Raw genomic sequence first — 22,799 nt, forward strand, 5'->3', positions numbered from 1 at the left:
CCTTCGCATGAGATTTACTATAGATTATGGATTATACATCTCCTGAATATAAAAGACTCGATCATATTGCCACCCTTGCGGTTGATGTTGGCACGTTTTTACTGGCATGCGGTGCTCATTGCGGGCGTATCAGCCGTAATGTTAACCGGATTGTAAATACATGGGGTGTTAATATTCATATGCATTTTTCGTATACCGGTATTTTGGTAACGGCTTGTTATGACGAATATCCGGAAATGCCTGTCACAATTTATAAACGTTCGCCGGCACATGGCGTAAACTTCACCGCGATTAATGAAATCAGTCAACTCTCCTGGTTGGTGCAAGAAAATAAAATTTCAGTCAACGACGCCGCTGAGTTGTTTACCCAGATTAAAAACAAAAGAGCTTATCCGAAATATGTTCTGCTGGTTGCTATCGGGGTGTCGTGCGCATGCCTTTGTGTAGTTGCCGGCGGCGATTGGCGTGATGCTGTTGTTGCTTTTGCTGCTTCTATTGCCGGAATGCTGGTACGGCTTGAAATCATCAGGCATAAATATAACCCGATGATTTCCTTTATTGTGGCCGCGTTCGTAACTTCACTGATCACCGGATTGAATGTGATCGGGGCGTTTCATCCGGTTTGGGGAGAAAGTTTAGCCCCGGATCGCGCATTAGCTACGGCTGTGTTATATCTTGTACCCGGTGTGCCGTTGACCAATTGTATTATCGACCTGATAGAAGGCTATATTCCGTCGGCAATTGCGCGTGGTGTATTTGGCGCTTTTATTTTACTCTGCATTGCCGTGGGGATGTCGATCAGTATATTGTTGTTTGGAATCAATAAATTTTAGCCGATGCTACCTGAAAGCCTGATATTAGCTACTTTGTTCGACATCCTGATGGGTGGTTTAATTGCCATAGGGTGGGGGATTCTCTTTAATACACCTCGGCAAGTTCTTTATGTAGCCGCCCTGTTGGGCGGATTGGGGCATAGCATTCGTTTTCTTATGTTGGAAGCCGTTGGCGCACCGCTTGTGCTGGCTACCCTGGCCGGAACGGTGTTTATTGGTTTTCTGGGCATTGCTTTTGCCCGTAAAGTAGATACGCCCCCCGTAGTGTTTACTATGCCTGCTTGCATAACGATGATACCGGGCATGTACGCTTACCATACGATGCTTGGGTTTATTAAAATGGCAGGTGCTGATATTACAGTGCAAGATCCCGCTTTAGTATCGCAAACAGCACAGTATTTTGTAATTACGATATCTCTATTGTTTACCCTGTCCATCGGAATTACAATCGGGTCGTTGCTGTTTCGTAAAAAAACCGCCCGCGAAATAAAACTGAATCTGCCGAGTTTGTTTTTCTTTAAACATAAGTCTTAATTTTCCCGTTTTTTGAACCTAAAATCAGGGCTTTTTTACTGCATTTTTACCGTTTTTTATATGGCTTAAAATCAGCGCATTAGGCTATCGTAAAAACATAAAGGTTATTTTTCGAAAAATAAAGGATATCTTTTTAAAAATAAAGGATATCTTTTTAAATAGATAGTAATGCAAAAAAAACTCACTGATTTCAGGCTGATTTTTTTATACTGATCCGTGGCCGGAACAACATAAAAAAACGACCAACGGTGAAAACCATTTGACTCTTTTTGTGCCGGTTCAGGGGTATAATTAAATCTTAATTCGTATTTTTGTTTTTTCCTTTATACACAGTCTATTGTATTTTATCATCTTTTGTATAAAATTTAAACGAATACGAATGAAATCAAATTTTTACTCCTTGTTTAGTGCCTTATTTTTACTCTCCGGATTTACGCTTAATGCCCAAACGTACAATGAGCACGACTTATCGAAGTTGAAAGCATTTGTGGAACAGACAGCCGATGGTGTTAGGAATATCGATCTTCTATGGGATGAGGCACCCGAAAAATTAGCAAAAGACGGAAGCAACTGGGTGTCCGGTCTAAAAGAATATTTATGGTGGAGTGATGATCGCTTAGTGGAAATCGACGCGATGTACAAGAACCTTACCGGGATAGTTGATTTCGAAGGTTGTACGAAACTTTCAATGGTCTCACTTCGAAACAACAACTTTACGGAAGCAAATTTGAAAGGTTGCACCAATCTTAAAGCGATCTATCTTTGTGTGAACAAGATTACGTCGATCAATATTGAAGGTTGTGATAATATACAACGCTTTTCGGCCAACACGAATGAGTTTACAACCCTCGATGTGGCAAACAAAGCGAAACTAACACACCTGTATATTACCTATAATAAGTTGGCCTCTCTTGACGTGACGGGTTGTTACTCACTAAAAGAATTGGCTTTCACGAAAAGAGGTACGCTTACAAGTATAGATCTTTCCGACTGTTCGGAATTGACCTTGTTGGAATGTCAGGGCAATCAGCTTACATCGCTTGATTTGAGCAAGAACCCTAAAATTAAAAAGCTGATACTCACACAAAGTGGTTTTACAAACCCACTGACCGCTTTGAACATTAGCGGATGTAAGCAGCTCGAATCTTATGACTTTATCAGCTTATTGCCCGATTTGAAGACACTGAATATTTCGAATTGCGGTTTAAGTAGTATTGATCTCAGCGAAAACACAAAACTAACGAAGCTGGAAGCTGGAGGGCAACAGTTACAGGTGGAAAAGCAGGAAACCGATAATAGCGAACTCAAACTTGAGGTGTTGCCTATTGATGATATTCTTGTTACGCCTTCGGACGAAGGTGTTTTTGAAAACGGAGTCATCACCTGGAGCAATCTTCCTGTAGGCGAAGGCGCATATTCCTATAACTTTACCACTACGCTACCCGCAGGTGCTACCGGAACGCCATTTGGCGGAACCGTATCTGTGCCTTGGAGCAACCATGACACGCCTGTTTCTAATGTAGAAGTAGAAAATAACCCTATCGTGATTTACGCTGCAAATGGCGCGGTTTACGTTCGTGCAGAAACCCCGCAAGCCGTTCGGGTATTTAATTTAATGGGACAATTGGTTAAACAAGCGACGGCAGTAACCGAGGCTTCGTTTTATTTGCCTAAAGGTATATATATCCTGCAAATAGGAAACCAAACGATTCGAAAGGTAATTGTAAAATAATTCCATCCTATCAGTTTTTTCCGCATAAGATAGAAAACGGATAGAGGGTGTGCTTCGTCTGAAGCACACCCTCATTCTTTTTGTTTAAAAACTTTTGCAGATAGACTAGTTCTTTAACAACCATTCCTATTATAAATAGGAAAAAGGAGAGTAATGGTTAGAGGAAAAAGAACATAGTGATAAAAAATGGAATAATGTTTAAAACGGATCTCAAATAATTCATATGTTTATTGATTCTGACATTTATGATTTGGGTTTTGTTCGGTCAATTTTTCGTTGTTAGCATCCTCTTCCCATTGTTTGCAAGCATCCTCCTCGTTGGGTGGCGGAGGCAATTCAAAATTTATTTTGCTACATGAAAAAATAACAAACGAGGATGGAAGAGCTGATAGTTTCATTTTAATTTTCATTTTTTCTTTATCAAATAAAATTTGTCAATAAAGTATATCTTGTACAATAGAGAAATAAAAAAACAGTCCAAATGGTTTGGCGAAGATATTAGATGCAGGCGACAGGCGTGTTAACTTAATGCAGAAAGTACTCCCGTTGATGCAAAAAAGTTCTTACCTCCGCAAATAAGATTCCTGTTTTAGCAATACCACGTAATTTAGTGTTTCCATCTGATTCTTAACAGTGTGTAGCTATTTCTTTTAAGTTATTTGCAATGAAAAGGGAAATGTTTAGTTCTCAAGATATGCAAAGGATCAGATGCTTAATTATTGTTTCACTATGCTGTTTTACTATTTCAGGAATAAAGTCTCAGGTTGAAAAGCGCGATTCACTACTTATAAAGGTTCAGCAATCGTCGGGTGATGAAAAATTAGAGTATATAAGACAGCTCGCCATTTCGTGTCAGGATACCAAAGAGTTACTCCCGTATTAACGGAACCTATACCATGACTGTTTCCGCTTTTTTAATACCCTATTATTACTATCTGCCGGACATGGATATAAAACGGCTAAGTTTAGATGTGCAAGTAAACTTATTCAGTTTGTGTGAGGCTGAGTATTATTATCTGCGGGCATTAAATATTTATGACTCGGACGATTACGACGAAGCCTTTAATCCACCGGTACGATTTCCATCCAATGTTAATGGAGGTGTTGGCATTGTTGGCATAAGTAATCGTACAAGTCAAACTATCGAACGGGTTAGCGTGATGGACATATTGTATTAAGAAAGTATCGCAAAGTCCTTTTTATTGTGTGGGGTTATCGGTGGATATACCTATTTTATGTACATTTGTAGTGAATGTGAGGTTTTACTCTATTAGGATAACACATAAGAACATAACTAATAATATCATGGCTTTAAAATTTATTACTGCAGAAGAAGCGGCTTCGTTCATTAATCATGACGATACAGTCGGGTTTAGTGGATTTACCGCGGCAGGCTGCCCGAAAGTAGTGCCCGCAGCAATTGCCAAAAGAGCAAAAGAAGAACACGAAAAAGGAAACCCTTTTAAAATCGGAGTATGTACAGGTGCTTCTACCGGAGATAAGATCGACGGTGAGTTGGCACGCGCGAACGCGGTTAAATTCCGTACACCTTACCAGTCCAATAAAGATATGCGGTTGGCTCTTAATGGGCATGATGCTCATTATTTTGACATGCACTTGTCTGAATTGGCGCAAACACTGCGTTATGGTTATCTGGGAAAAATTAACGCCGTTATTGTGGAAGCAGCCGATGTAACCGAAGACGGAGAGATTATTTTGACTGCCGGTGTGGGTATCGCACCGACTCTTTGCGGATTGGCCGACAAAATTATTGTTGAGCTGAATGCTTTCCACCCGAAAGAAATTCGTGGAATGCATGACATTTACGAACCGGCAGACCCTCCTTACCGTCGTGAAATTCCAATTTATAGTCCTTCCGATCGGATTGGAACGGCTTATGTAAAGGTAGACCCGAAAAAAATCGTGGGTGTGGTTGAAACGAACCTTGAAAATGAAGGTGGCGAATTTTCTCCGCTTGATGAAACTACGATGGCAATCGGAAAAAATGTGGCGAACTTCCTTGTGCAAGAAATTAAAAACGGACGCTTGCCGAAAGAGTTTGTTCCACTTCAGAGTGGCGTAGGGAATGTGGCCAATGCTGTATTGGGTTGCATGGGCGAAAATCCGGAGATTCCTGCGTTTAATGTTTATACGGAAGTAATTCAAGACGCCGTTATCTCATTGATGAAAAGCGGACGTGTGAAATTTGCCAGTGGTTGCTCGTTGACAGTTAGTAACGAGGTAATGAAAGAAATTTACGCCGATCTGGCTTTCTTTAAAGATAAGATTCTGCTTCGTCCGCAGGAAATTTCCAATAATCCGGAGGTGGCGCGTCGTTTAGGTTTGGTAACGATCAATACCGCGCTTGAGGCAGATATCTTTGGTAATATTAACTCAACCCATGTTACAGGTACACGTATGATGAATGGTATCGGAGGATCGGGAGACTTTACCCGCGCCGCCATGCTGTCTATCTTTACGACGCCTTCTACGGCCAAAGGTGGCAAGATCAGTGCTTTTGTGCCTATGGTGTCTCACCTGGATCACAGCGAACATTCGGTTAAGATCATGATCACCGAATATGGTGTGGCAGACTTGAGAGGAAAATCTCCTATTCAACGCGCGCGTTGTATTATTGATAATTGTGTGCATCCGGATTACAAACCTCTGCTCAACGAATACCTTGAAATGGGAATTAAAGGACACACTCCTCAAAATCTTAAATGTTGTTTTGCTTTCCACCAGGAACTTGTAAACAGCGGCGATATGCGGAATGTAAATTGGGAAACTTACAAATAAAAACACATCCCAAATAACGCTTAAAAAGCATTCGCCTGTGAACGCGAAAATCAGGTAAAAAAAAGACATTACTATGTCTTTAAAAAGATAAAGGATATTTTTCGAAAAATATCCTTTATCTTTTTATGTGCCTTGTAGGCCCTCCAGACGGGGTTCCACAAGGCTCTTTTTTTATGTAATATTTTTGTAACTAAAACGTAATCTCTACTTCAAATTCGTTTAACACGTTCTTAATATAAATGCACGTCTTTTGTAACAGAAATTAAAGGCTAAAGACGTGAGAAAATTTATAGAAAAAATAGTGGAGGGAGGATTTCTGATCAGCGGTAGCGTGAGCAGTCTGGCAATCCTTCTTATCATATTATTCCTTTTTAAAGAAGCCGGCGGATTATTCAACAGTCCGGTTGTAGAAGATGGTTACGTTGTTGCCGTTCATAAGGATAACCCTGTGAAGCATCTTTCCGCTGAAAAAATCATGGATATTTTTGATTCCGAGATAACGAACTGGAACGATGTAAGCGAAAGTGAGCCGGGCATTGACCAGGATATTCTGGTGTTTCGTTTTTCAGACCTGACAAACTATTATGCTGAAGAAGAACTGGGCGATGAATTTCAATACGTGCCCGATAAAATAAGTGAATTGGTATCGAAAGAGCCGGGCATTATTGCTTTCTTTCCGGCGCAATATGTGGCGAAAGATTTTCAGGGTAGGGTGCTGGCTGATGATAAAATCTCTTTAGGCGATTTTTTTGGAGGAACGGAATGGTATCCTACCTCTACACCGGCTCCGATTTTCGGGCTGCTTCCCTTATTGCTTGGAACCTTGTTGGTTAGCTTTGGCGCCATCCTGCTTTCCCTGCCGTTTGGTTTGGCGGTCGCTATCTATCTGGCCGAAATAGCCAGCAAACGAACACGTGATTTCCTGAAGCCGGTTATCGAACTGCTGGCCGGTATTCCTTCGGTTGTGTTTGGTTTCTTTGGCTTGGTTGTAATTGTGCCGTTAATTCAGAAAGTACTGAATCTCCCGGTGGGAGAGACGGCTTTTGCCGGAAGTGTAGTGCTGGGAATTATGGCTTTGCCCACGATCATCACCGTGGCCGAAGATGCCATGCGTACGACTCCTTCGGCTATGAAAGAGGCAAGCCTGGCACTCGGAGCTTCGAAATGGCAAACGATCTATAAAGTAATTATCCCGTATTCAATATCCGGCATTACCTCGGCCATTGTGTTAGGAATAGGTCGTGCCATCGGTGAAACAATGGCTGTATTGATGGTTACCGGAAACGCGGCGATTATCCCGACTTCATTCTTTGAACCGGTGCGTACCATCCCCGCTACTATTGCTGCTGAGTTGGGCGAAGCTCCTGCGGGAGGTGCACATTACCAATCGTTATTCCTGCTCGGTGCGGTGTTGTTTGTAATTACCTTATTGCTCAGCTTTACGGTCGAGTATATTTCATCTAAACGAAAGATATAAATACAATGATAATCTCAGAACAAAAAGAAAAAAAGATAGATAGCCGGAAACGTCTTACCGAACGTGCTGTGTTTGGATTTTTCACCTTCCTCAGCTATCTGGTCGTAGCCATTCTTTTCACAATTCTTGGCTTCATAATCATAAAAGGCGCGGGAGTAATCAGTTGGGATTTTTTGACCAAGGCGCCCGAAGATGGAATGACCGCCGGAGGTATCTTCCCGGCTATCGTGGGTACGCTCTACCTCGTGTTGGGCAGTAGCCTGATTAGTTTTCCGATCGGCATTATGAGCGGAATTTATATGAATGAATATGCTACGAATGGAAAACTGATCCGCTTTATCCGGATCATGACGAACAACCTGAGCGGTGTTCCGTCTGTTGTTTTCGGGCTGTTCGGTATGGCTTTGTTTGTGAACACCATGGGATTTGGCGATTCAATCATTGCCGGATCATTAACGTTGGCTTTACTTTCGCTGCCGCTTGTGATTCGCACCACGGAAGAAGCGCTGAAGAGTGTAGACAATAGTTTCCGGCACGGTAGTTTGGCATTGGGGGCAACGAAGCTGCAAACCATCCGCCGGGTAGTGCTTCCTATGGCTTTCCCGAATATTATCACCGGGCTTATCTTATCTATCGGCCGTATTTCCGGAGAAACTGCCCCGATCCTGTTTACCGTAGCGGCCTACTTCTTGCCTCAATTGCCGGATAGTATTTTTGATCAGGTAATGGCGCTGCCTTACCACCTGTATGTTATCTCCACGAGTGGAACAGATATTGAAGCGTCACGTGGAATGGCGTATGGCACGGCCCTTGTGTTGGTTAGCATTGTTTTAATTGTTAATTTGCTGGCTAACGCGTTACGTACCTACTTCGCTAAAAAAGTAAAAATGAATTAATGTCAATCAGCTATGTATAAAATAGACACACAAAACGTAGATTTCTATTATGGAGACTTTCATGCGTTGAAGAACATTTCGATGCAGATTTCGGCAAACACCTCGGTTGCGTTTATCGGACCGTCTGGTTGTGGGAAATCTACTTTTCTCCGTCTCTTTAACCGAATGAATGATTTGATACCGGGAACACGACTTGACGGTAAAATCTACATTGACGAAAGGGATATATACGACAAAAACGAAAATGTTGATCGCCTGCGTAAGAATGTAGGCATGGTTTTTCAAAAGCCGAATCCTTTTCCTAAATCGATTTTTGAAAATGTGGCTTACGGACTTCGTGTAAATGGCGTGAAAGACCAGTCGTTTATTGAAGAAACAGTAGTGGATACGCTTAAAAAGGTTGTGCTGTGGGATGAGGTAAAAGATAAATTGAAAGAATCAGCATTTGCCCTTTCCGGCGGACAGCAGCAGCGTCTTTGTATTGCCCGCGCGTTGGCTATTTCTCCGTCAATTTTGTTGATGGACGAACCTACTTCCGCGCTTGATCCGATCTCGACCGGCAAGATTGAAGACTTGATTCACCAACTCAAGCAGCAATATACGATTGTAATCGTGACGCACAACATGCAGCAGGCTGCGCGCGTGAGTGATAAAACCGGTTATTTTTACCTTGGCGAATTGATTGAATACGGTGATACGAGAAAGATATTCACCAATCCGGAGAAAGAAAGCACTCAAAATTATATTACAGGAAGATTTGGGTAATTAATAAAGAAAGGAATCCTATGAAAGTCATCGATCAGGAAATAAGATCACTAAAAAACAATGTGAGCGAAATGTGGTCGCTCGTTCGTCAGCAGCTTTTCAATGCAGGTGAGGCTATGCTTAGCGGAGACAAAGAACTGGCCTATAAAGTAATCAGCCGTGAAAGACGTGTGAACGCTTTTGAGTTGAAGATAGACAGCGATTGTGAGGATATTATTGCCCTGTATGCACCTGTGGCAATTGACCTTCGCTTCGTTCTTGCCATGTACAAGATCAATACCAACCTCGAACGGTTAGGTGATTTTGCCGAAAGCATTGCTCGCTTTGCAGGCAACCTGCCGGAGGGCGAACCCGTTGATCCGGACTTGATAAAAGAAACCCGGGTACAAATAATGCTCGACGAATTATTGGAAATGCTTTCGCTTGCACAAGAAGCTTTTGAAAAGGAAGATTCGGAAATTGCCTCCCGCATTTTTCTGAAAGATAATCTTGTAGACGAAATCAATGTTGCCTCTACTAAAATTATCGCTAATTATATAGAAACTCATCCCGGTAGTGCATTGATCGGGTTATATATGGCGGGAGTAATTCGTAAAATGGAACGCTTCGGCGACCATTGTACAAATATCGCCGAAGAGCTTATTTTCTATCTGGATGCCAAAGTGATGAAACATATAGGCAAAGCCGATCCGAAAGCTTAAGTAAAGATCAGTATCTTCAGAATTTAAGCAGAACGCTATCTTCTGCCCGCATATCCAAGGTAATGATACCATCTATTACCGGAAGAGATGCGGGTTTTTTATTGATAAGGATACTTAGCCCTGTGGACTCTGCCGGAATTTCGATGTTGAATGTTCCCGGAATCGTAGCCTTGAGTCCGGCTTCGATTAGTTTTCCTTGTTTCCATTTGGCCGAAACTTCTCCACCTCCACGTACTTTTAATCCGTTGAAGCTTCCGTCCGGCCAGGCTGTCGGTAAGGCAGGGAGGAATTTAATTCTGTTGGTATGGCTTTGTATAAGCATTTCGGCAATACCGGCACTACCCCCGAAGTTGCCATCTATCTGAAATGGAGGATGCGCGCAAAAGAGGTTGGGGAAAGTTCCGCTGCGTTTGGCTTCTGTTTCTCCTTCGGGAATGCAGGGTAATAGCAGATCGGATAATAATTTATAGGCGTGATCACCGTCATACAGTCTTGCCCAGAAGTTCATTTTCCAAGCCATGGACCATCCGGTACTTTTGTCTCCACGTACTTCGAGAGACTTGCGTGCGGCTTCAGCTAAAGCCGGGGTATTCTCCATGCTTATTTCGTCACCGGGGTAAAGTCCGTACAAGTGGGATACATGGCGGTGTGTAGGTTCGGCTTCTTCAAACGCTTCGAGCCATTCCATAATACGTCCGTCTTCTCCGATGGTAGTCGGCATCAGTCTGGAACGCTTGGCGGTTAACTCTGACGAAAAAGCGGAATCAATTCCGAGTATGTGTGCTGCATCAATTGTGTTTGTAAACAATTCGCGTATAATTTGATTGTCCATTGTAGAGCCGGCACAAACATGTACCACCTGACCGGAAGGCATTCGATAGGCGTTTTCGGGTGATGTTGTCGGGGCTGTAACTAAATACTTACTGCGCGGATCCTGTACCAACATATCAACAAAGAATAGCGAGGCTCCTTTCATGGCCGGATAAACCTGCTCAAGATAAGCCTTGTCTTTTGTAAAGAGATAGTGTTGGAATAAATGCTGGCACAGCCAGGCTGCTGACGTATTGGTTGCTCCCCAAGATGGATGCTCGCCGGGCGCGGTAAACTCCCATACGTTTCCAAGAATATGAGTTACCCAACCGCGTGCGTTATAAAAAGCTTTAGCTGTACGTTCACCACTTGGAAGTTGTTTTAAAGTCCAGTCGATCAGTGGTAAATGCAGTTCCGAAAGATTGGTGACCTCCGCCGGCCATAAATTCATTTGCAGATTTATGTTCAGGTGATAATCTCCGTTCCAAGGTGTGTTGATTGTGTTTGCCCAAAGCCCCTGCAAGTTTGGCGGTAAACCGTTCTCGCGGGTTGAAGAGATTAGCAGATAACGACCGAACTGAAAATAAAGAGCAGCCAACGCCGGGTCGTTTCCTTCTTTTGCAAACAACGCCAACCGTTTATCCATCGGTAGTTTCTCCCGATCACTCGATCCCAGATTCAGGTCTACGCGTCCGTATAGTTTTTGGTAAGCCTCAATATGTTCTCTTTTCATATCAGCATAACTTTTCCTTGTAACCTGACTAAGTTGTGAAAAGGTTTCTGATTCAATATCTTGCCCAAAATAATCTGTAGCCATGCTTACTAAAACAATAGCTTCGGAAGCATTCTTAATGGTGAGCGTGCTGTCAATAGCCGCAAGTTCCCCTCCTTTCGGCAGTAAAACCCGTACACGAGAGATATATCGCATGCCGTTGCCGTCTGTGCCGTTGTTTAACTGTCCTTGCATGATCAGGTCGTTGCCATCAACCGAAACGCTATAGTGCTCCGGTCTGTCCATTTTTAAGGAAAAGTGCAGCATCCGATCAATATCTGCCGTAAGATAAACAACTCCTAAGTCGGAATTGAAAGAAGTAAAACTTTCCCTTGTATAACGCGTATTTCCTTGTTTGTAGCTTACGGTAGAAATCGCATTGTTTAAGCTTAGATTACGGTAATAGTCCTCTATTTTATCTGTGTTGTCGGAGTGATGATACGTAATATTCAGATTACCCAATAACTGATAGCTTCCGTAAGGCGCATTCGCTCCATTTCCCAAAGCACTGCCTTCGCCCTTACAAACAAATGTGTTGTACATTAACTCCTGTGCTTCGTCATTACGTCCCTCAAACAGCAGCTGGCGTATACGAGGCAGATACCATGAAGCCTGTGGATTATCTGCATCCTGTTTGCTACCGGACCACAGGGATATTTCATTAAGAACAATCGTTTCTTGTGTTGTTCCTCCGTCGGGAGTCATTCCGATTCTTCCATTTCCTAACGGAAAAGATTCCTCCCATATTCTTGCCGGACGGTCAAAGAAATAAGCTTGTGTCTTTTCAATGGTAATGTCTGTGTTTGTACAGGCAGATAGCGTAATTAGTAACAAAAAAAATAAAGGGTATAATTTTTTCATCGCACGAGGATTTATAAAAGCTGCGAAGCAAAGATAACTAAAAAAAGAAGCCCCAAACAAATCCAACTTGATTGTTTGGGGCATTTATAGTTGTGTTCTGTAGCTTTACTTCGCGTAACTTACTGAACGAGTTTCACGTATAACCGTGATCTTAACTTGTCCCGGATAAGTCATTTCGTCCTGAATCTTTTTCGCGATTTCATTTGACAGATTCTCCGTGTCTTTGTCGTCGATCTTGTCGGCTCCTACTATTACACGTAATTCGCGACCTGCCTGAATAGCATAAGTCTTAACAACACCCGGATAAGAAAGTGCCAATTGTTCCAGATCATTTAAACGTTTGATGTAGGCTTCTACGATTTCTCGACGAGCACCCGGACGAGCACCAGAAATGGCATCACACACCTGAACGATAGGAGCAAGCAATGTTTGCATCTCAACCTCGTCGTGGTGAGAACCTACTGCGTTGCAGATGTCCGGTTTCTCTTTATATTTTTCGCAAAGCTTCATTCCTAAGATCGCGTGTGGCAATTCCGGTTCATCATCGGGCACCTTGCCTATGTCATGCAATAAACCGGCTCTTTTTGCCTTTTTTGGATTCAGACCTAACTCAGATGCCATTACAGCACAAAGATTAGCTGTTTCACGGGCATGTTGCAATAAGTTCTGACCATAAGAAGAACGGTATTTCATTTTTCCGACCATACGGATCAATTCCGGATGAAGTCCATGAACACCTAAGTCGATTACCGTACGTTTTCCGGTTTCGATCACCTCTTCCTCTATTTGTTTCTTTACCTTAGTAACAACTTCTTCGATACGCGCGGGGTGTATACGTCCGTCTTGCACTAACTGGTGCAATGCTAAACGTGCTATTTCACGACGTACGGGGTCAAATCCGGAAAGAATAATTGCTTCAGGCGTATCGTCTACTACGATTTCAATTCCTGTAGCTGCTTCCAGCGCGCGGATATTCCTACCCTCACGTCCGATGATACGTCCTTTGATTTCATCCGATTCAATGTGAAATACGGTGATTGAGTTTTCAATTGCTGTTTCCGTGGCCACACGTTGAATAGACTGGATCACTATTTTTTTAGCTTCCTTATTTGCCGTCATCTTCGCTTCTTCGATGATTTCGCTGATGTAGGCCGATGCATTAGATTTTGCTTCGTCTTTCAGTGATTCCACTAAGCGTTCCTTCGCTTCTTCGGCAGACAATCCGGAGAGAGTCTCTAATTGTTCTACTTGTTTTTGATGTAGCTTCTCTAATTCCGCTTTTTTCTTGTCCACAAGATCCAACTGTACGGCTAAATTTTCTTTAACAGTGTCGATCTCCGTGTTTTTACGTTGCAATTCGTCCTGTCTTTGATTCAGCGTTAATTCTCTTTGTTTTAATTTTGTTTCAACAGACTGGATTTTAGAATTACGAGCAGACACTTGTTTTTCGAGATCTGCTTTCAGGTGAAGGAATTTCTCCTTAACCTCCAATAGTTTATTCTTCTTTATTACTTCTGATTCTTTTTCAGCTTCTCTTAAGACAGCTTCGTATCTTGACTTAAGAATAAAGCGCATACCAATCCAGGTTAGTATACCGCCAAGTAATAAAGCAACTATCGATATGATTATATACATTTCCATATTACTTTATTTATTAAAATTCAAACTTTAGTACAAACAAAAAAGCACCACGTTATGAGGTTTCTCTCACAAGGCAGTGCGGAATTTATATAAAAGATAATTGACTACTGTTCTTTTAAGAATGCTTCCATTTTATTGGTCAATTCCTGTATTTTATCAGTAAAAGGTACTGTATCGTTTTTATCTTTTAATTGCAAATTATATATAGACAATTGCAAAGCAACCATGGCTAACAAATCTTTTACATCCACATCGGATTTAGCATATCGTTGACGGTACTGAAGCATTTTATTACGAATAGCTTTAGCGGCTTCACGAACAATCTGTTCTTCCTCCCGCTTGATCCAGATACCATAGCTTTTTTCTGCTATTTCTATATGTATAAGAAATTTATCATCGTCCATCGCTTCTATTCATTTAATAGTGCAATGCACTTATCTACTTCCCGCACTAATTTAGATAAACGCATTTTCGCATTTTTTAGTTCTCCTTCATCGGCCGAAACTACTTTTGCCGTCAATACGTTATCGTATCTGGTATTCAATTCCTGGATCATCTGCAATGCCTGTTCCAGCTCTTCCTCTTTCGTGGCAAGAACTTTGTTAAGCTCCGTAATAGTTTGCATCCGTTCCTCACATACTGAAATCAGATCATGAAGCCTAACTTCAAATACAGCCATTAATCTTTTGTGATCTTCGGTCATATCTTACCAAATTCTTTACAAAAGTAAACTTTTGGATTGTAATTCGCAACAATCTACAATATATAAATGTGGAGAAGCGAAACGAAAGGATATAAAAAAAGCTGTCCAATAGAAAAGTTGAACAGCTTCTTGCTTCTTTTTACGTGGTTGCTTCTCACAATAGAAACACCAGAATTTCCCCCTCGTTTTCTTCAAAACCTAATTTACCTTCTTTTGACAACCAGCCAAATGAGGCATAAAGGTCTTTGTCAGATTTGATTTTAGTAGCTTTCTTTAGTTCTTTCAAGCTTAGTTTTCCCTTTTCGTTCAGGGCATGCCATACTAGTCCGGCATTTGTACCTATTAATTCAATCATACTCTATAATTTGAGTTATTATATGACACAAAACTAAGTAATATTTTAATAAAACAAAAATAAAAGTATGTTTTTTAGCATAAATGTCGAGTATTCGCCAAAGATTGGTTCAAATCGGACTATAATGGTTATTTAGAGGCGATTATTGTTGAGCTAATTTGTGTGGCAGCGGCATATTTCTGTAAAACTTCGATAGTCCACGCTGCGGTATCTTCTAATCCGGATATGCCTGAGTAGGCATTGACCAGCATCAGAAGATCAGCCGTGTTCATTTCTATTTTCGTTCTTTCTTCATCGCTGGTGGGGGTTCCGATTCCGCCGATTTTATCCCGGTATACGGGCAGGCCTTCTATGTTTAGTTGTCCGCGGCCAATGCCTTGATATAATTCGTCGGCACGACCAACGCCCAACACTAAATCGCCTTCTATTTTATTTGCGTCGAATCCACCGATGGAATAACCTGTTTTGATCGAGATGAGGTTAATCAGATCGACTAATGTGTTGATCTGGTAAAGCGGAAGTCCGCGGTGTATGCGCCGGTGTAATGCTTCTGCTGAGGGGCGATAGCGATTCGGGTCTTTCCCGAGTTTCTTGTATGCTTGCCTTGTTGCCTGTATGGTTGGAATTTTGTTTATCCCTTCGAGTTTGTTTTCCGAACGGATATGTTGTTCTAACCGGGCGATTTCTTGCCAGAGTTCCGTGTCGTATGGGGTGTTTTTAACTTGTGCCCGGATGATGAGTACATGCAGATCCGGACAGGCTGTCTTTATTTCATTGGATAGTTCTATTTTCATTGTGTTGGTTGAGGGGCTAATAAAATTCCGGTGAGAAAACGACCGCTATGTATGCTTAATCGGCGCGCGGAATAGAAATCGTTGTTCATCGTATGTGTGCAAATCCCCGATACGTTGATCTGCCGGGCGTTTACTCCGGATTGGATTAATTGTTGGCGGTTGGCTTCCGCAAGGTCGATATGCGGTTTGCCGGATGCTTTATTGTAACAACATATTGCGGAGATGTCTGCCTGGTTTAAGGAAAAAGCGTCGGCCACTTCCCGGCCTACTTCAAATGCCTTCTGACCGATTGCCGGGCCTATACCTACGCATAAATCGGACGGATCTACATTGAACAAGCGCACCATCTCTTTGATCGTTTTAACGGCGATACTGTTTACCGTGCCGCGCCATCCCGCGTGTACTGTAGCTATAACCTGTTTTTTAGGATCGTAAAGCAGTAAAGGAACACAGTCGGCCGTAGTAACGGCAATGCAGATGTCCGGAACAGTGGTGATTAACGCATCTATTCCTGCTAATTCAGTTGTTTGAAACGCTTTGTCTGCCGAAAGAAAAGCCTTGTCGATTACGCGAATTTTTGTATCGTGTGTCTGATGCGGCACAAATAAGGAAGAAGGAGAGATGCCGAGTGCATCGCACAGGCGTTTGCGGTTCTCGGTAACGTGTTCCTTTTGGTCGCCGCAATAAGCACCCAGGTTGAACGAAGCGTAATTGCCTTCGCTTACGCCACCCCGGCGCGTTGTGATGAAATGAAAAATGTTACAATCCCGGGCAAGGCCTTCAAATTGTAACATTTCAATGTTATTTTTCCGTATCGTTTTCATCGTCTACCTCGTCCCAATCGTATTCTTCGTAGTCTTCCTCGGAGAAATCATCATCGTCATCTTCCATTACAGGAATTACAAATCCGTCGTCGTCATCCAAATCCAACGTCGATATGTCCAAATTCTTATGAACAATCCGCTCTACCTCGTGAAAGTTCTCTTGATTCAGTTCTTTCCACAGTAAATCCTTTAGTTCGACAATGCCCTTGTTGGTAATGGAGGAGATAAAGACATAAGGAACACCTTCCGGCAGTTCCGCCTTTAAGGCTTCTTCCAGTTCTTCGTCCAGCATATCGCTTTTTGTAATCGCCAATACGCGTCTTTTCTCTACCAGGTCGGGGTTGTAGGTAACCAATTCATTGTGCAATATCTCGTATTCTTTTGCGATGTTGTCTGCATCTGCCGGAACCATGAACAGGAGTAACGAATTGCGTTCGATGTGGCGAAGAAAACGAAGTCCTAACCCTTTACCTTCGCTTGCGCCTTCAATAATTCCGGGAATATCTGCCATAACAAATGAGCGGTTGTCGCGGTAGCTTACAATCCCCAGATTCGGTTCTAAGGTGGTGAACGGATAGTTCGCTATCTTCGGTTTGGCGGCAGACACAACCGACAGCAATGTTGATTTGCCCGCGTTGGGAAAACCTACAAGACCAACATCTGCCAGCAATTTTAATTGCATAATAACCATTCGCTCTTGCGCCGGTTCGCCGGGTTGAGCATAACGGGGAGCCTGATTGGTCGATGTTTTGAAATTCCAGTTGCCTAAACCTCCGCGTCCGCCTTGCATCAGCATAACTTCCTGTCCGTCTGAGGTTACATCGCAAATGAATTCGCCGGTTTCGGCATCAAAAACCACCGTGCCGCATGGTACTTCAATCACGCGGTCTTCACCATCTTTCCCGCTACTTCTTTTTCCGGTTCCCGAAGCCCCGTTTGTCGCCATTACATGGCGGTCATACTTTAGGTGAAGTAAGGTCCAGTAGTTACGGTTGCCACGTAAAAAGATATGGCCTCCTCTACCACCGTTGCCACCGTCGGGACCTCCTTTCGGAATATATTTTTCCCGTCGGAAATGCGTAGATCCGCGCCCACCTTTTCCGGAGCGACAATAGATCTTTACGTAATCTACAAAGTTTGATTCAGCCATTTTATATCTTTTATTTAAACGTTTTTAACCGCGTCTTTAATGCGTCCGAAGATTTCTTCCACCGTGCCCATTCCTTTGATGGCAACGTGTTTTCCTTCTCCGATATAATAATCCGCTAAAGGTGCGGTTTGATTATGATAAACTTCAAGGCGAGATTTGATCGTTTCGAGGTTGTCGTCTGAACGGCCGGAAATTTTTCCGCGTTCCAGCAAACGGTTTATTAGTTCCTCTTCGTCAACCTGCAGGTTCAACATAACTGATACGTCCGTGTTGCGTTCGTTCAACATCTTTTTCAAAGCCTTAGCCTGTGGAATAGTGCGTGGAAAACCATCGAAAATAACACCTTTAGATCCTTTTTTCGAATCTAACACTTTCGCTAAGATGTCGATGATCAGCTCGTCCGGAACCAGTTGTCCTTTTTCGATATAGCCGGAGGCTATTTTTCCTAATTCAGTTTCTCCTTTAATCTCCGCGCGCAAAACGTCGCCGGTCGAGATATGATCCAACCCATACTCTTTAATAATCAACTCGCTTTGTGTTCCCTTTCCTGAACCGGGAGCACCGAAAATTACGATATTCAACATGTTCTGTTCGTTTGTTATTCTGTCTTATTCTATAATTGTATATATGTCGCGATAAGCGCGTCCCATTTCATCATAGTCTAATCCGTAGCCCACAATAAAGTCGTTCGGAATTTCGATACCGATATAGTCGGGCCGTAAGTCACATTTCAGCGCGTCGGGTTTAAGCAGCATGGTTGCCAGCCTTACCTCCGCGGCTCCTTCGTTCCGCAGCTTTTTCATCACGTGCTGCATGGTGTAACCGGAGTCGACAATGTCTTCCAGTAGAACAACAACACGCCCTTCTATGTCGCTTGTGAGGGGCATTACTTCGTGTATCTTGCCCGTTGTGCTGGTGCCCTGATAAGACGAATAGCGGGCAAATGTCAACTGGTAAGGACCGTTTAACTGCCGCATGAGTTCGGCCACAAACATAAATGCTCCGTTCAGTACTCCTACAAAAAGCGGGTTCTTGCCTTCCATATCTTCCTTAATACGCGCTGCCATCTTCGCGATAGCTTCCTGAATCTCTTTTTCGGGAATAAAAAGTTTGAATTCTTTGTCCCTTAACCGGATTTTGTCCATTTACTTATATGAAAATATTGAAGCAGCAAAGTTACGTTTTTTTCAGCGAAGCGGCAACAAAGAGATTGTTTAAAAAAGACAATCGGGAATGCGCCCACAGCAAACCAAAATACGGAAACAAGAAGCCGTTAATACAGGGTAAAAACCAAGGCTGTATGTTCAATTTTAAGTTAAAATCGGGGCTGGATTGCCTTTTTTTATTTGTTTTGTAAATGCCTGTTTATCAGCAGATAAGATATGCAAAAAAACATAAAGGTTATTTTTTTAAACATAAAGGATATTTTTGGAAAAATAAAGGATATCTTTTTAACTATATAGTATTGTAAAAAATAGCCTTTGGCATACGCCGGAATTTGAAATGTTAATTAACTCCGGATAAAACGTAAATTGCCGGATAGCTGTATTTTATGTGCTATCCGGCAATTGGCTTCGATTCTTATTTTACAGGAATATACCCCACTTCTTTTACCATGGCTTGCCCTTCGGCCGAAAGCACATAGTCGATAAATGGTTTTACGGATCCTTCCGTTGTTACGTCATAGTAGTAAAACAGCGGACGAACAATCGGGTAGGAGCGATTCGTGGCGTTGGCCATTGTTGGCTCTATGGCCGTTTTACCCCCATCGTAAGAAATGTGTAATGCTTTTACTTCTTTGTTCAGGTAGGCCAGACCAACATAGCCGATGGCTCCTTTTGTTTGACCTACACTCTGAATAATTGCTCCGGTAGCGGGCATGCTTAAAATGCCGTTCATGTAGTTTTTATTTTTCAGTACGCTTTCTTTGAAAAACTCATACGTTCCGGAAGAGGTCTCGCGCGAGTAGGCTACTATCTTCAGATCGGCACCGCCTACTTCTTTCCAGTTTTTGATTTTTCCGGTAAAGATTCCTTCCAACTGTTCACGGGTAAGCTTGTTTATCTTGTTGGACGGGTGGACAACCACGGCCAGTGCGTCATAGCCAATCACTACTTCCTTTATCTTTTTCTTTTCTTCCTGAAATTTTATTTTTTCATTGAATTTTATCTTGCGCGAACTCATCGCTATTTCTGTAGTACCTTCTCTTAATGCGGAAATACCCACCCCGGATCCGCCACCGGTTACCGTTATTTCGGCATCTTTGTTTTTCTGCATATACTTTTCGGCTTCCTTCTGCGTCAGAGGGAGGCACGTATCGCTTCCTTTGATTCGTTGAGCAAACACAGACGTCGTAGCTATTCCTAACATCATTACGACCAAAAAGATTATTTTCTTCATTTTTTACAGCATTATAATTATCTGATACAAAGAAAACAATGTCATGTTTCAGCAACGTGAAACAGGTATTACATTTCTGTTAATGCTGTTAGAATTTGTATTGAAGCCTAACGGTTAGTACGTTGTCTTTACGGTCTTTTTCATAGCCAATCACCGAATCGCTCGTTTCGTTGGAGTTGAATTCGTAATAACACTGAAGGCGGATATGCTTGCTGAACCGGTATAAGGCGCCAACGCCCACTGTGCTTTGCGCAAGATCTGCGGAATGGGTAAGACTTTCTTCCCGGCCAACTTCATCTCCCTTGATCTTGGTGTTCGGGTCATAGGCATCATATTTCAAAACGAAAGAGAAAGGACTGCTGCCAATGTCTTGTATAAAGTAAAAGAAATAGCCTAAGAACGGACGGGCATAGAGCGCGTTTTCCTCCAGGTTGGTTGGTCGAGAGCTGTAGTTAGGGCTTCTGCTGCTTGTGGTGATTCCCGGTTGTGTTCCCCACAGTCCTTCGGCGCGTAGTTCTGTTTTCCCCATAGCCGAAAGCAGACTGAACTGGGCATCCAATCCGAAGTATTCTCTTTTCATGAAACTGCCTGTTTTGCCTTTGTCTACGGGTCTGAAATGTTTATCTTCCATCTCGAAAGCGGTTGAGGTAGGATTGTAAACGCTTCCGTTGTAGTACGAAAACCCGAGCCCCCATTGCATATCTTTGCCTATGTTTTTAGAAGCTCCGAGGCGTCCGATGAAATCTTTCCGGTTGTCGGTTTCCCGGTTGATACTGTTTCCGGCAAATACTCCGGCATCTAAACGCAGAAAATTCAAGGGCGATTCAATCGGTGTGCGTAAAGAAAGCATGGCGCCGAGATCACGTTCGTCCGGAAAGAAATATTGAATAACGGTTGCACGCTCCGGCGATTCCAAGCTGGACGTAGAAAAGGTAACTTCGTGTCCGAAGGGTCTGTTAAACACCCCTGCCATTAGCTGATTGCGTTTTGTCCAAGGGTCTTTAACGCCGATATACAGGTCTCGAAAACTAACCCCTTTGTCATTCACTTCAATCTGTACAGCTCCTGTGCCAATTCCATCGTCATAGGCGAACTTCATACGCCCTCTACGAATGCCGATGCGGTTAAAGCCTTTCTCCGGATTCTCGTTACTATCGCCAACTTTTAGCGTAGCGTCTTTCTGACCGTATTGATACTGACCTTGTATATACGCGGAAACTTTGAATTTGCTTAGATTCCGTACGATCTTATCCAGCGTTTCCACCTCATTAGACAATGTGTCAATACGCTCATCTAATCGTTCGATTTCTTGCGCAAAAGAAGTTGCGGACAGTAATGATACTGCAAGTAAAAGCGTAAATTTTATTTTTCTCATCCCTGATAATCTGTTTAATATGAACAGAACTTTTATTTTGCCGACAAAATAACGACATATATATTACAAATATAATTCAAAAAGATTAAGAATATAAAACAGAAGATGTAGGGAAAGAAAAATAAAGGCGCTACTGCAGGTAAATGTAGTCGGCCTTAATAACAAACTTGATCGTTAATTCGTCTTCATCCGTTATTTTTCGCGAGGGAGTAAATGTAGAGCTGATCGTTAATTTCTTCTCTGAAACCATCCTATTGAAGAATTTCTTAACGTAATCCAGGTTGTCTGAATTATAGAGCTCCGTATTATCTACGGTTAGGTTACCTAAGTTAAGGTTCATTTTGTTTACGGTCAGTGTAAAGTTTTTCAGTTCAAGGTTGCTGTTTTTAGCACTGACAATAATAGATGTTTCACTTGTCAGGTTTAATTTTCCCGATTTTATGGTGCCGTTATAGGGATATTCCACTAAAAGGGCATCCAATGTAATGCTGCTCTCAGGTGTAGTAATCTGTCCGCCTTTATTAGCTACACCCAAGTCATACGTATATTCGAAAACAGCATCCTTCAGTGTGAATTCTTGTCTATCGTCATCTTTTCCGCAAGACGTTAGTGTTATTATACAAAACAGCAGAAACAGCTTGCTAATACCCTTAATTGTCCTCATGTCATTATGTCTTTGTTTAATAATCAACTCGTTTAAGTCGCCAATAATGTAAAAGTAATGATTTTTAGACCTAAAGGGCACTCAATCCATATTATTTAATATTTGTTAGAACCTCCAGCCAAAATTAATCCGGAATACGCTGTTGTTCCCATTTTCGTCATCACCGACATAACCTCCAGTGATATTTTTTGCTTTATCTAAGTCCATAACGCCAATAAGTCCGTAAGTGTAAGATGCCGAAAGCTGAAGCCCCATGTCGAATTGATAGCCTGCGCCAATCTGCAAACCGGTGTCGAAACCTTTGATCAGACCACTTGGCATATCAACAGTTACAGCGCCGGTTTTTCCTTTAGCACTTGTTTTGAAACTCAATTGCGGACCGGCGAAGAAATTCAGCCCCTCATAAGCATAAACTTTAGCCAGAATAGGGAGGTTGATGTAATCAATGTTGAGTTTGATGTTGTCTTCTTTAGCACCCTGCATCGAATAATATAAGCCCGATTCGAGTGAGAACTTTGGTGTAAGCACCATTTCACCGGCAAAGCCAATATTTAATCCGATACGGCTATCAGAATCAGAATTAGTTACGTTGGCGATGTTCATGCCTATTCTCGGTGCGAAATGAAATTTTTGTGCACTAACTTGTAAAGCGCATAAAGTGAAAAATAAGAGGATTAACTTTTTCATAAGACTTATCATTAAAAATGGTTGTT

23 protein-coding genes are annotated in these 22,799 nt (G+C 42.3%); 9 read left to right on the plus strand and 14 right to left on the minus strand.

Translation table 11 applies throughout. The annotated features are described in order from the left end of the window. Positions 1–26: 26 nt before the first annotated feature. The 9 genes from B9Y81_RS14390 (at position 27) to phoU (ending at position 9,737) form a co-directional block, all read left to right on the plus strand. Positions 27–833, plus strand: coding sequence for a threonine/serine exporter family protein (locus B9Y81_RS14390; RefSeq protein WP_085537596.1), 807 nt, complete (start codon positions 27–29; stop codon positions 831–833). A gap of 3 nt (positions 834–836) precedes the next feature. Then, complete coding sequence (locus tag B9Y81_RS14395; protein ID WP_176221500.1) at positions 837–1,367, plus strand: threonine/serine exporter family protein; 531 nt, start codon at positions 837–839, stop codon at positions 1,365–1,367. A 379-nt stretch (positions 1,368–1,746) separates the two neighbouring features. Beyond that, a complete protein-coding gene (locus B9Y81_RS14400) occupies positions 1,747–3,099 on the plus strand; it encodes an Ig-like domain-containing protein (protein ID WP_085537597.1) in 1,353 nt (450 codons plus the stop codon). 857 nt (positions 3,100–3,956) lie between these two features. Continuing rightward, on the plus strand, positions 3,957–4,277 hold the full coding sequence (locus B9Y81_RS14410; protein WP_394335453.1) for a DUF4249 family protein: 321 nt from the start codon (positions 3,957–3,959) through the stop codon (positions 4,275–4,277). Positions 4,278–4,404: 127 nt separating this feature from the next. Continuing rightward, on the plus strand, positions 4,405–5,898 hold the full coding sequence (locus B9Y81_RS14415; protein WP_085537600.1) for a butyryl-CoA:acetate CoA transferase: 1,494 nt from the start codon (positions 4,405–4,407) through the stop codon (positions 5,896–5,898). 277 nt (positions 5,899–6,175) lie between these two features. Continuing rightward, positions 6,176–7,375, plus strand: coding sequence for a phosphate ABC transporter permease subunit PstC (gene pstC / locus B9Y81_RS14420; RefSeq protein WP_085537601.1), 1,200 nt, complete (start codon positions 6,176–6,178; stop codon positions 7,373–7,375). A 5-nt stretch (positions 7,376–7,380) separates the two neighbouring features. Next, positions 7,381–8,271, plus strand: a complete 891-nt coding sequence (gene pstA / locus B9Y81_RS14425; RefSeq protein ID WP_085537602.1) for a phosphate ABC transporter permease PstA — start codon at positions 7,381–7,383, stop codon at positions 8,269–8,271. A gap of 12 nt (positions 8,272–8,283) precedes the next feature. Next, the gene (pstB, locus tag B9Y81_RS14430; protein ID WP_085537603.1) at positions 8,284–9,036 is read left to right on the plus strand and encodes a phosphate ABC transporter ATP-binding protein PstB; all 753 of its coding nucleotides are present in this window, start codon (positions 8,284–8,286) and stop codon (positions 9,034–9,036) included. Positions 9,037–9,056: 20 nt separating this feature from the next. Then, positions 9,057–9,737, plus strand: coding sequence for a phosphate signaling complex protein PhoU (phoU, locus tag B9Y81_RS14435; protein WP_085537604.1), 681 nt, complete (start codon positions 9,057–9,059; stop codon positions 9,735–9,737). Positions 9,738–9,753: 16 nt separating this feature from the next. On the opposite strand, the gene B9Y81_RS14440 is transcribed toward phoU, so the two are convergent. The 14 genes from B9Y81_RS14440 to B9Y81_RS14510 form a co-directional block, all read right to left on the minus strand. Next, complete coding sequence (locus B9Y81_RS14440; RefSeq protein ID WP_085537799.1) at positions 9,754–12,180, minus strand: glycoside hydrolase family 95 protein; 2,427 nt, start codon at positions 12,178–12,180, stop codon at positions 9,754–9,756. Between the two features lie 105 nt (positions 12,181–12,285). Then, positions 12,286–13,821 carry a ribonuclease Y gene (gene rny / locus B9Y81_RS14445; RefSeq protein WP_085537605.1) on the minus strand — a complete coding sequence of 512 codons (1,536 nt, stop codon included), beginning with the start codon at positions 13,819–13,821 and terminating at the stop codon, positions 12,286–12,288. Between the two features lie 104 nt (positions 13,822–13,925). Continuing rightward, a complete protein-coding gene (locus B9Y81_RS14450) occupies positions 13,926–14,225 on the minus strand; it encodes a cell division protein ZapA (protein WP_085537606.1) in 300 nt (99 codons plus the stop codon). 5 nt (positions 14,226–14,230) lie between these two features. Continuing rightward, entirely contained in the window at positions 14,231–14,524 is a 294-nt protein-coding gene (locus tag B9Y81_RS14455; protein WP_085537607.1) for a hypothetical protein, read from the minus strand. 154 nt (positions 14,525–14,678) lie between these two features. Beyond that, the gene (locus B9Y81_RS14460) at positions 14,679–14,879 is read right to left on the minus strand and encodes a winged helix-turn-helix domain-containing protein (protein WP_085537608.1); all 201 of its coding nucleotides are present in this window, start codon (positions 14,877–14,879) and stop codon (positions 14,679–14,681) included. A 128-nt stretch (positions 14,880–15,007) separates the two neighbouring features. Then, a complete protein-coding gene (locus B9Y81_RS14465) occupies positions 15,008–15,673 on the minus strand; it encodes a B3/B4 domain-containing protein (protein ID WP_085537609.1) in 666 nt (221 codons plus the stop codon). After that, positions 15,670–16,467, minus strand: a complete 798-nt coding sequence (pgeF, locus tag B9Y81_RS14470) for a peptidoglycan editing factor PgeF (RefSeq protein ID WP_085537800.1) — start codon at positions 16,465–16,467, stop codon at positions 15,670–15,672. The genes B9Y81_RS14465 and pgeF overlap by 4 nt, the downstream gene beginning before the upstream one ends. A gap of 7 nt (positions 16,468–16,474) precedes the next feature. Beyond that, the gene (gene obgE, locus B9Y81_RS14475) at positions 16,475–17,647 is read right to left on the minus strand and encodes a GTPase ObgE (protein WP_085537610.1); all 1,173 of its coding nucleotides are present in this window, start codon (positions 17,645–17,647) and stop codon (positions 16,475–16,477) included. A 14-nt stretch (positions 17,648–17,661) separates the two neighbouring features. Further along, the gene (locus B9Y81_RS14480) at positions 17,662–18,231 is read right to left on the minus strand and encodes an adenylate kinase (protein WP_085537611.1); all 570 of its coding nucleotides are present in this window, start codon (positions 18,229–18,231) and stop codon (positions 17,662–17,664) included. Positions 18,232–18,255: 24 nt separating this feature from the next. After that, on the minus strand, positions 18,256–18,792 hold the full coding sequence (gene hpt, locus B9Y81_RS14485) for a hypoxanthine phosphoribosyltransferase (protein WP_085537612.1): 537 nt from the start codon (positions 18,790–18,792) through the stop codon (positions 18,256–18,258). 436 nt (positions 18,793–19,228) lie between these two features. Further along, on the minus strand, positions 19,229–20,047 hold the full coding sequence (locus tag B9Y81_RS14495; protein ID WP_085537614.1) for a phosphate ABC transporter substrate-binding protein: 819 nt from the start codon (positions 20,045–20,047) through the stop codon (positions 19,229–19,231). Positions 20,048–20,135: 88 nt separating this feature from the next. Continuing rightward, positions 20,136–21,422: a porin family protein gene (locus tag B9Y81_RS14500; protein ID WP_085537615.1), complete on the minus strand. Its 1,287-nt coding sequence runs from the start codon at positions 21,420–21,422 to the stop codon at positions 20,136–20,138. Between the two features lie 130 nt (positions 21,423–21,552). Further along, positions 21,553–22,086 (minus strand): hypothetical protein, encoded by a 534-nt coding sequence (locus tag B9Y81_RS14505; RefSeq protein ID WP_085537616.1) that lies wholly within the window; start codon positions 22,084–22,086, stop codon positions 21,553–21,555. 105 nt (positions 22,087–22,191) lie between these two features. Further along, positions 22,192–22,773 carry a porin family protein gene (locus tag B9Y81_RS14510; protein WP_085537801.1) on the minus strand — a complete coding sequence of 194 codons (582 nt, stop codon included), beginning with the start codon at positions 22,771–22,773 and terminating at the stop codon, positions 22,192–22,194. Positions 22,774–22,799: the final 26 nt, after the last annotated feature.

This window comes from Massilibacteroides vaginae, from assembly GCF_900178525.1.
GTDB classification, from domain to species: domain Bacteria; phylum Bacteroidota; class Bacteroidia; order Bacteroidales; family Tannerellaceae; genus Massilibacteroides; species Massilibacteroides vaginae.

Excerpts from the sequence above, each read along its gene's own strand:
- B9Y81_RS14395 (WP_176221500.1), top strand. The coding sequence starts at position 837 with ATGCTACCTGAAAGCCTGATATTAGCTACTTTGTTCGACATCCTGATG.
- B9Y81_RS14495 (WP_085537614.1), bottom strand. The coding sequence starts at position 20,047 with ATGAAGAAAATAATCTTTTTGGTCGTAATGATGTTAGGAATAGCTACG.
- B9Y81_RS14450 (WP_085537606.1), bottom strand. The coding sequence starts at position 14,225 with ATGGACGATGATAAATTTCTTATACATATAGAAATAGCAGAAAAAAGC.
- B9Y81_RS14500 (WP_085537615.1), bottom strand. The coding sequence starts at position 21,422 with ATGAGAAAAATAAAATTTACGCTTTTACTTGCAGTATCATTACTGTCC.
- B9Y81_RS14465 (WP_085537609.1), bottom strand. The coding sequence starts at position 15,673 with ATGAAAATAGAACTATCCAATGAAATAAAGACAGCCTGTCCGGATCTG.
- phoU (WP_085537604.1), top strand. The coding sequence starts at position 9,057 with ATGAAAGTCATCGATCAGGAAATAAGATCACTAAAAAACAATGTGAGC.
- pstA (WP_085537602.1), top strand. The coding sequence starts at position 7,381 with ATGATAATCTCAGAACAAAAAGAAAAAAAGATAGATAGCCGGAAACGT.
- B9Y81_RS14455 (WP_085537607.1), bottom strand. The coding sequence starts at position 14,524 with ATGACCGAAGATCACAAAAGATTAATGGCTGTATTTGAAGTTAGGCTT.
- B9Y81_RS14415 (WP_085537600.1), top strand. The coding sequence starts at position 4,405 with ATGGCTTTAAAATTTATTACTGCAGAAGAAGCGGCTTCGTTCATTAAT.
- rny (WP_085537605.1), bottom strand. The coding sequence starts at position 13,821 with ATGGAAATGTATATAATCATATCGATAGTTGCTTTATTACTTGGCGGT.
- pgeF (WP_085537800.1), bottom strand. The coding sequence starts at position 16,467 with ATGTTACAATTTGAAGGCCTTGCCCGGGATTGTAACATTTTTCATTTC.
- B9Y81_RS14400 (WP_085537597.1), top strand. The coding sequence starts at position 1,747 with ATGAAATCAAATTTTTACTCCTTGTTTAGTGCCTTATTTTTACTCTCC.
- B9Y81_RS14440 (WP_085537799.1), bottom strand. The coding sequence starts at position 12,180 with ATGAAAAAATTATACCCTTTATTTTTTTTGTTACTAATTACGCTATCT.
- B9Y81_RS14460 (WP_085537608.1), bottom strand. The coding sequence starts at position 14,879 with ATGATTGAATTAATAGGTACAAATGCCGGACTAGTATGGCATGCCCTG.
- B9Y81_RS14390 (WP_085537596.1), top strand. The coding sequence starts at position 27 with ATGGATTATACATCTCCTGAATATAAAAGACTCGATCATATTGCCACC.
- pstB (WP_085537603.1), top strand. The coding sequence starts at position 8,284 with ATGTATAAAATAGACACACAAAACGTAGATTTCTATTATGGAGACTTT.
- B9Y81_RS14505 (WP_085537616.1), bottom strand. The coding sequence starts at position 22,086 with ATGAGGACAATTAAGGGTATTAGCAAGCTGTTTCTGCTGTTTTGTATA.
- hpt (WP_085537612.1), bottom strand. The coding sequence starts at position 18,792 with ATGGACAAAATCCGGTTAAGGGACAAAGAATTCAAACTTTTTATTCCC.
- B9Y81_RS14480 (WP_085537611.1), bottom strand. The coding sequence starts at position 18,231 with ATGTTGAATATCGTAATTTTCGGTGCTCCCGGTTCAGGAAAGGGAACA.
- B9Y81_RS14510 (WP_085537801.1), bottom strand. The coding sequence starts at position 22,773 with ATGAAAAAGTTAATCCTCTTATTTTTCACTTTATGCGCTTTACAAGTT.
- obgE (WP_085537610.1), bottom strand. The coding sequence starts at position 17,647 with ATGGCTGAATCAAACTTTGTAGATTACGTAAAGATCTATTGTCGCTCC.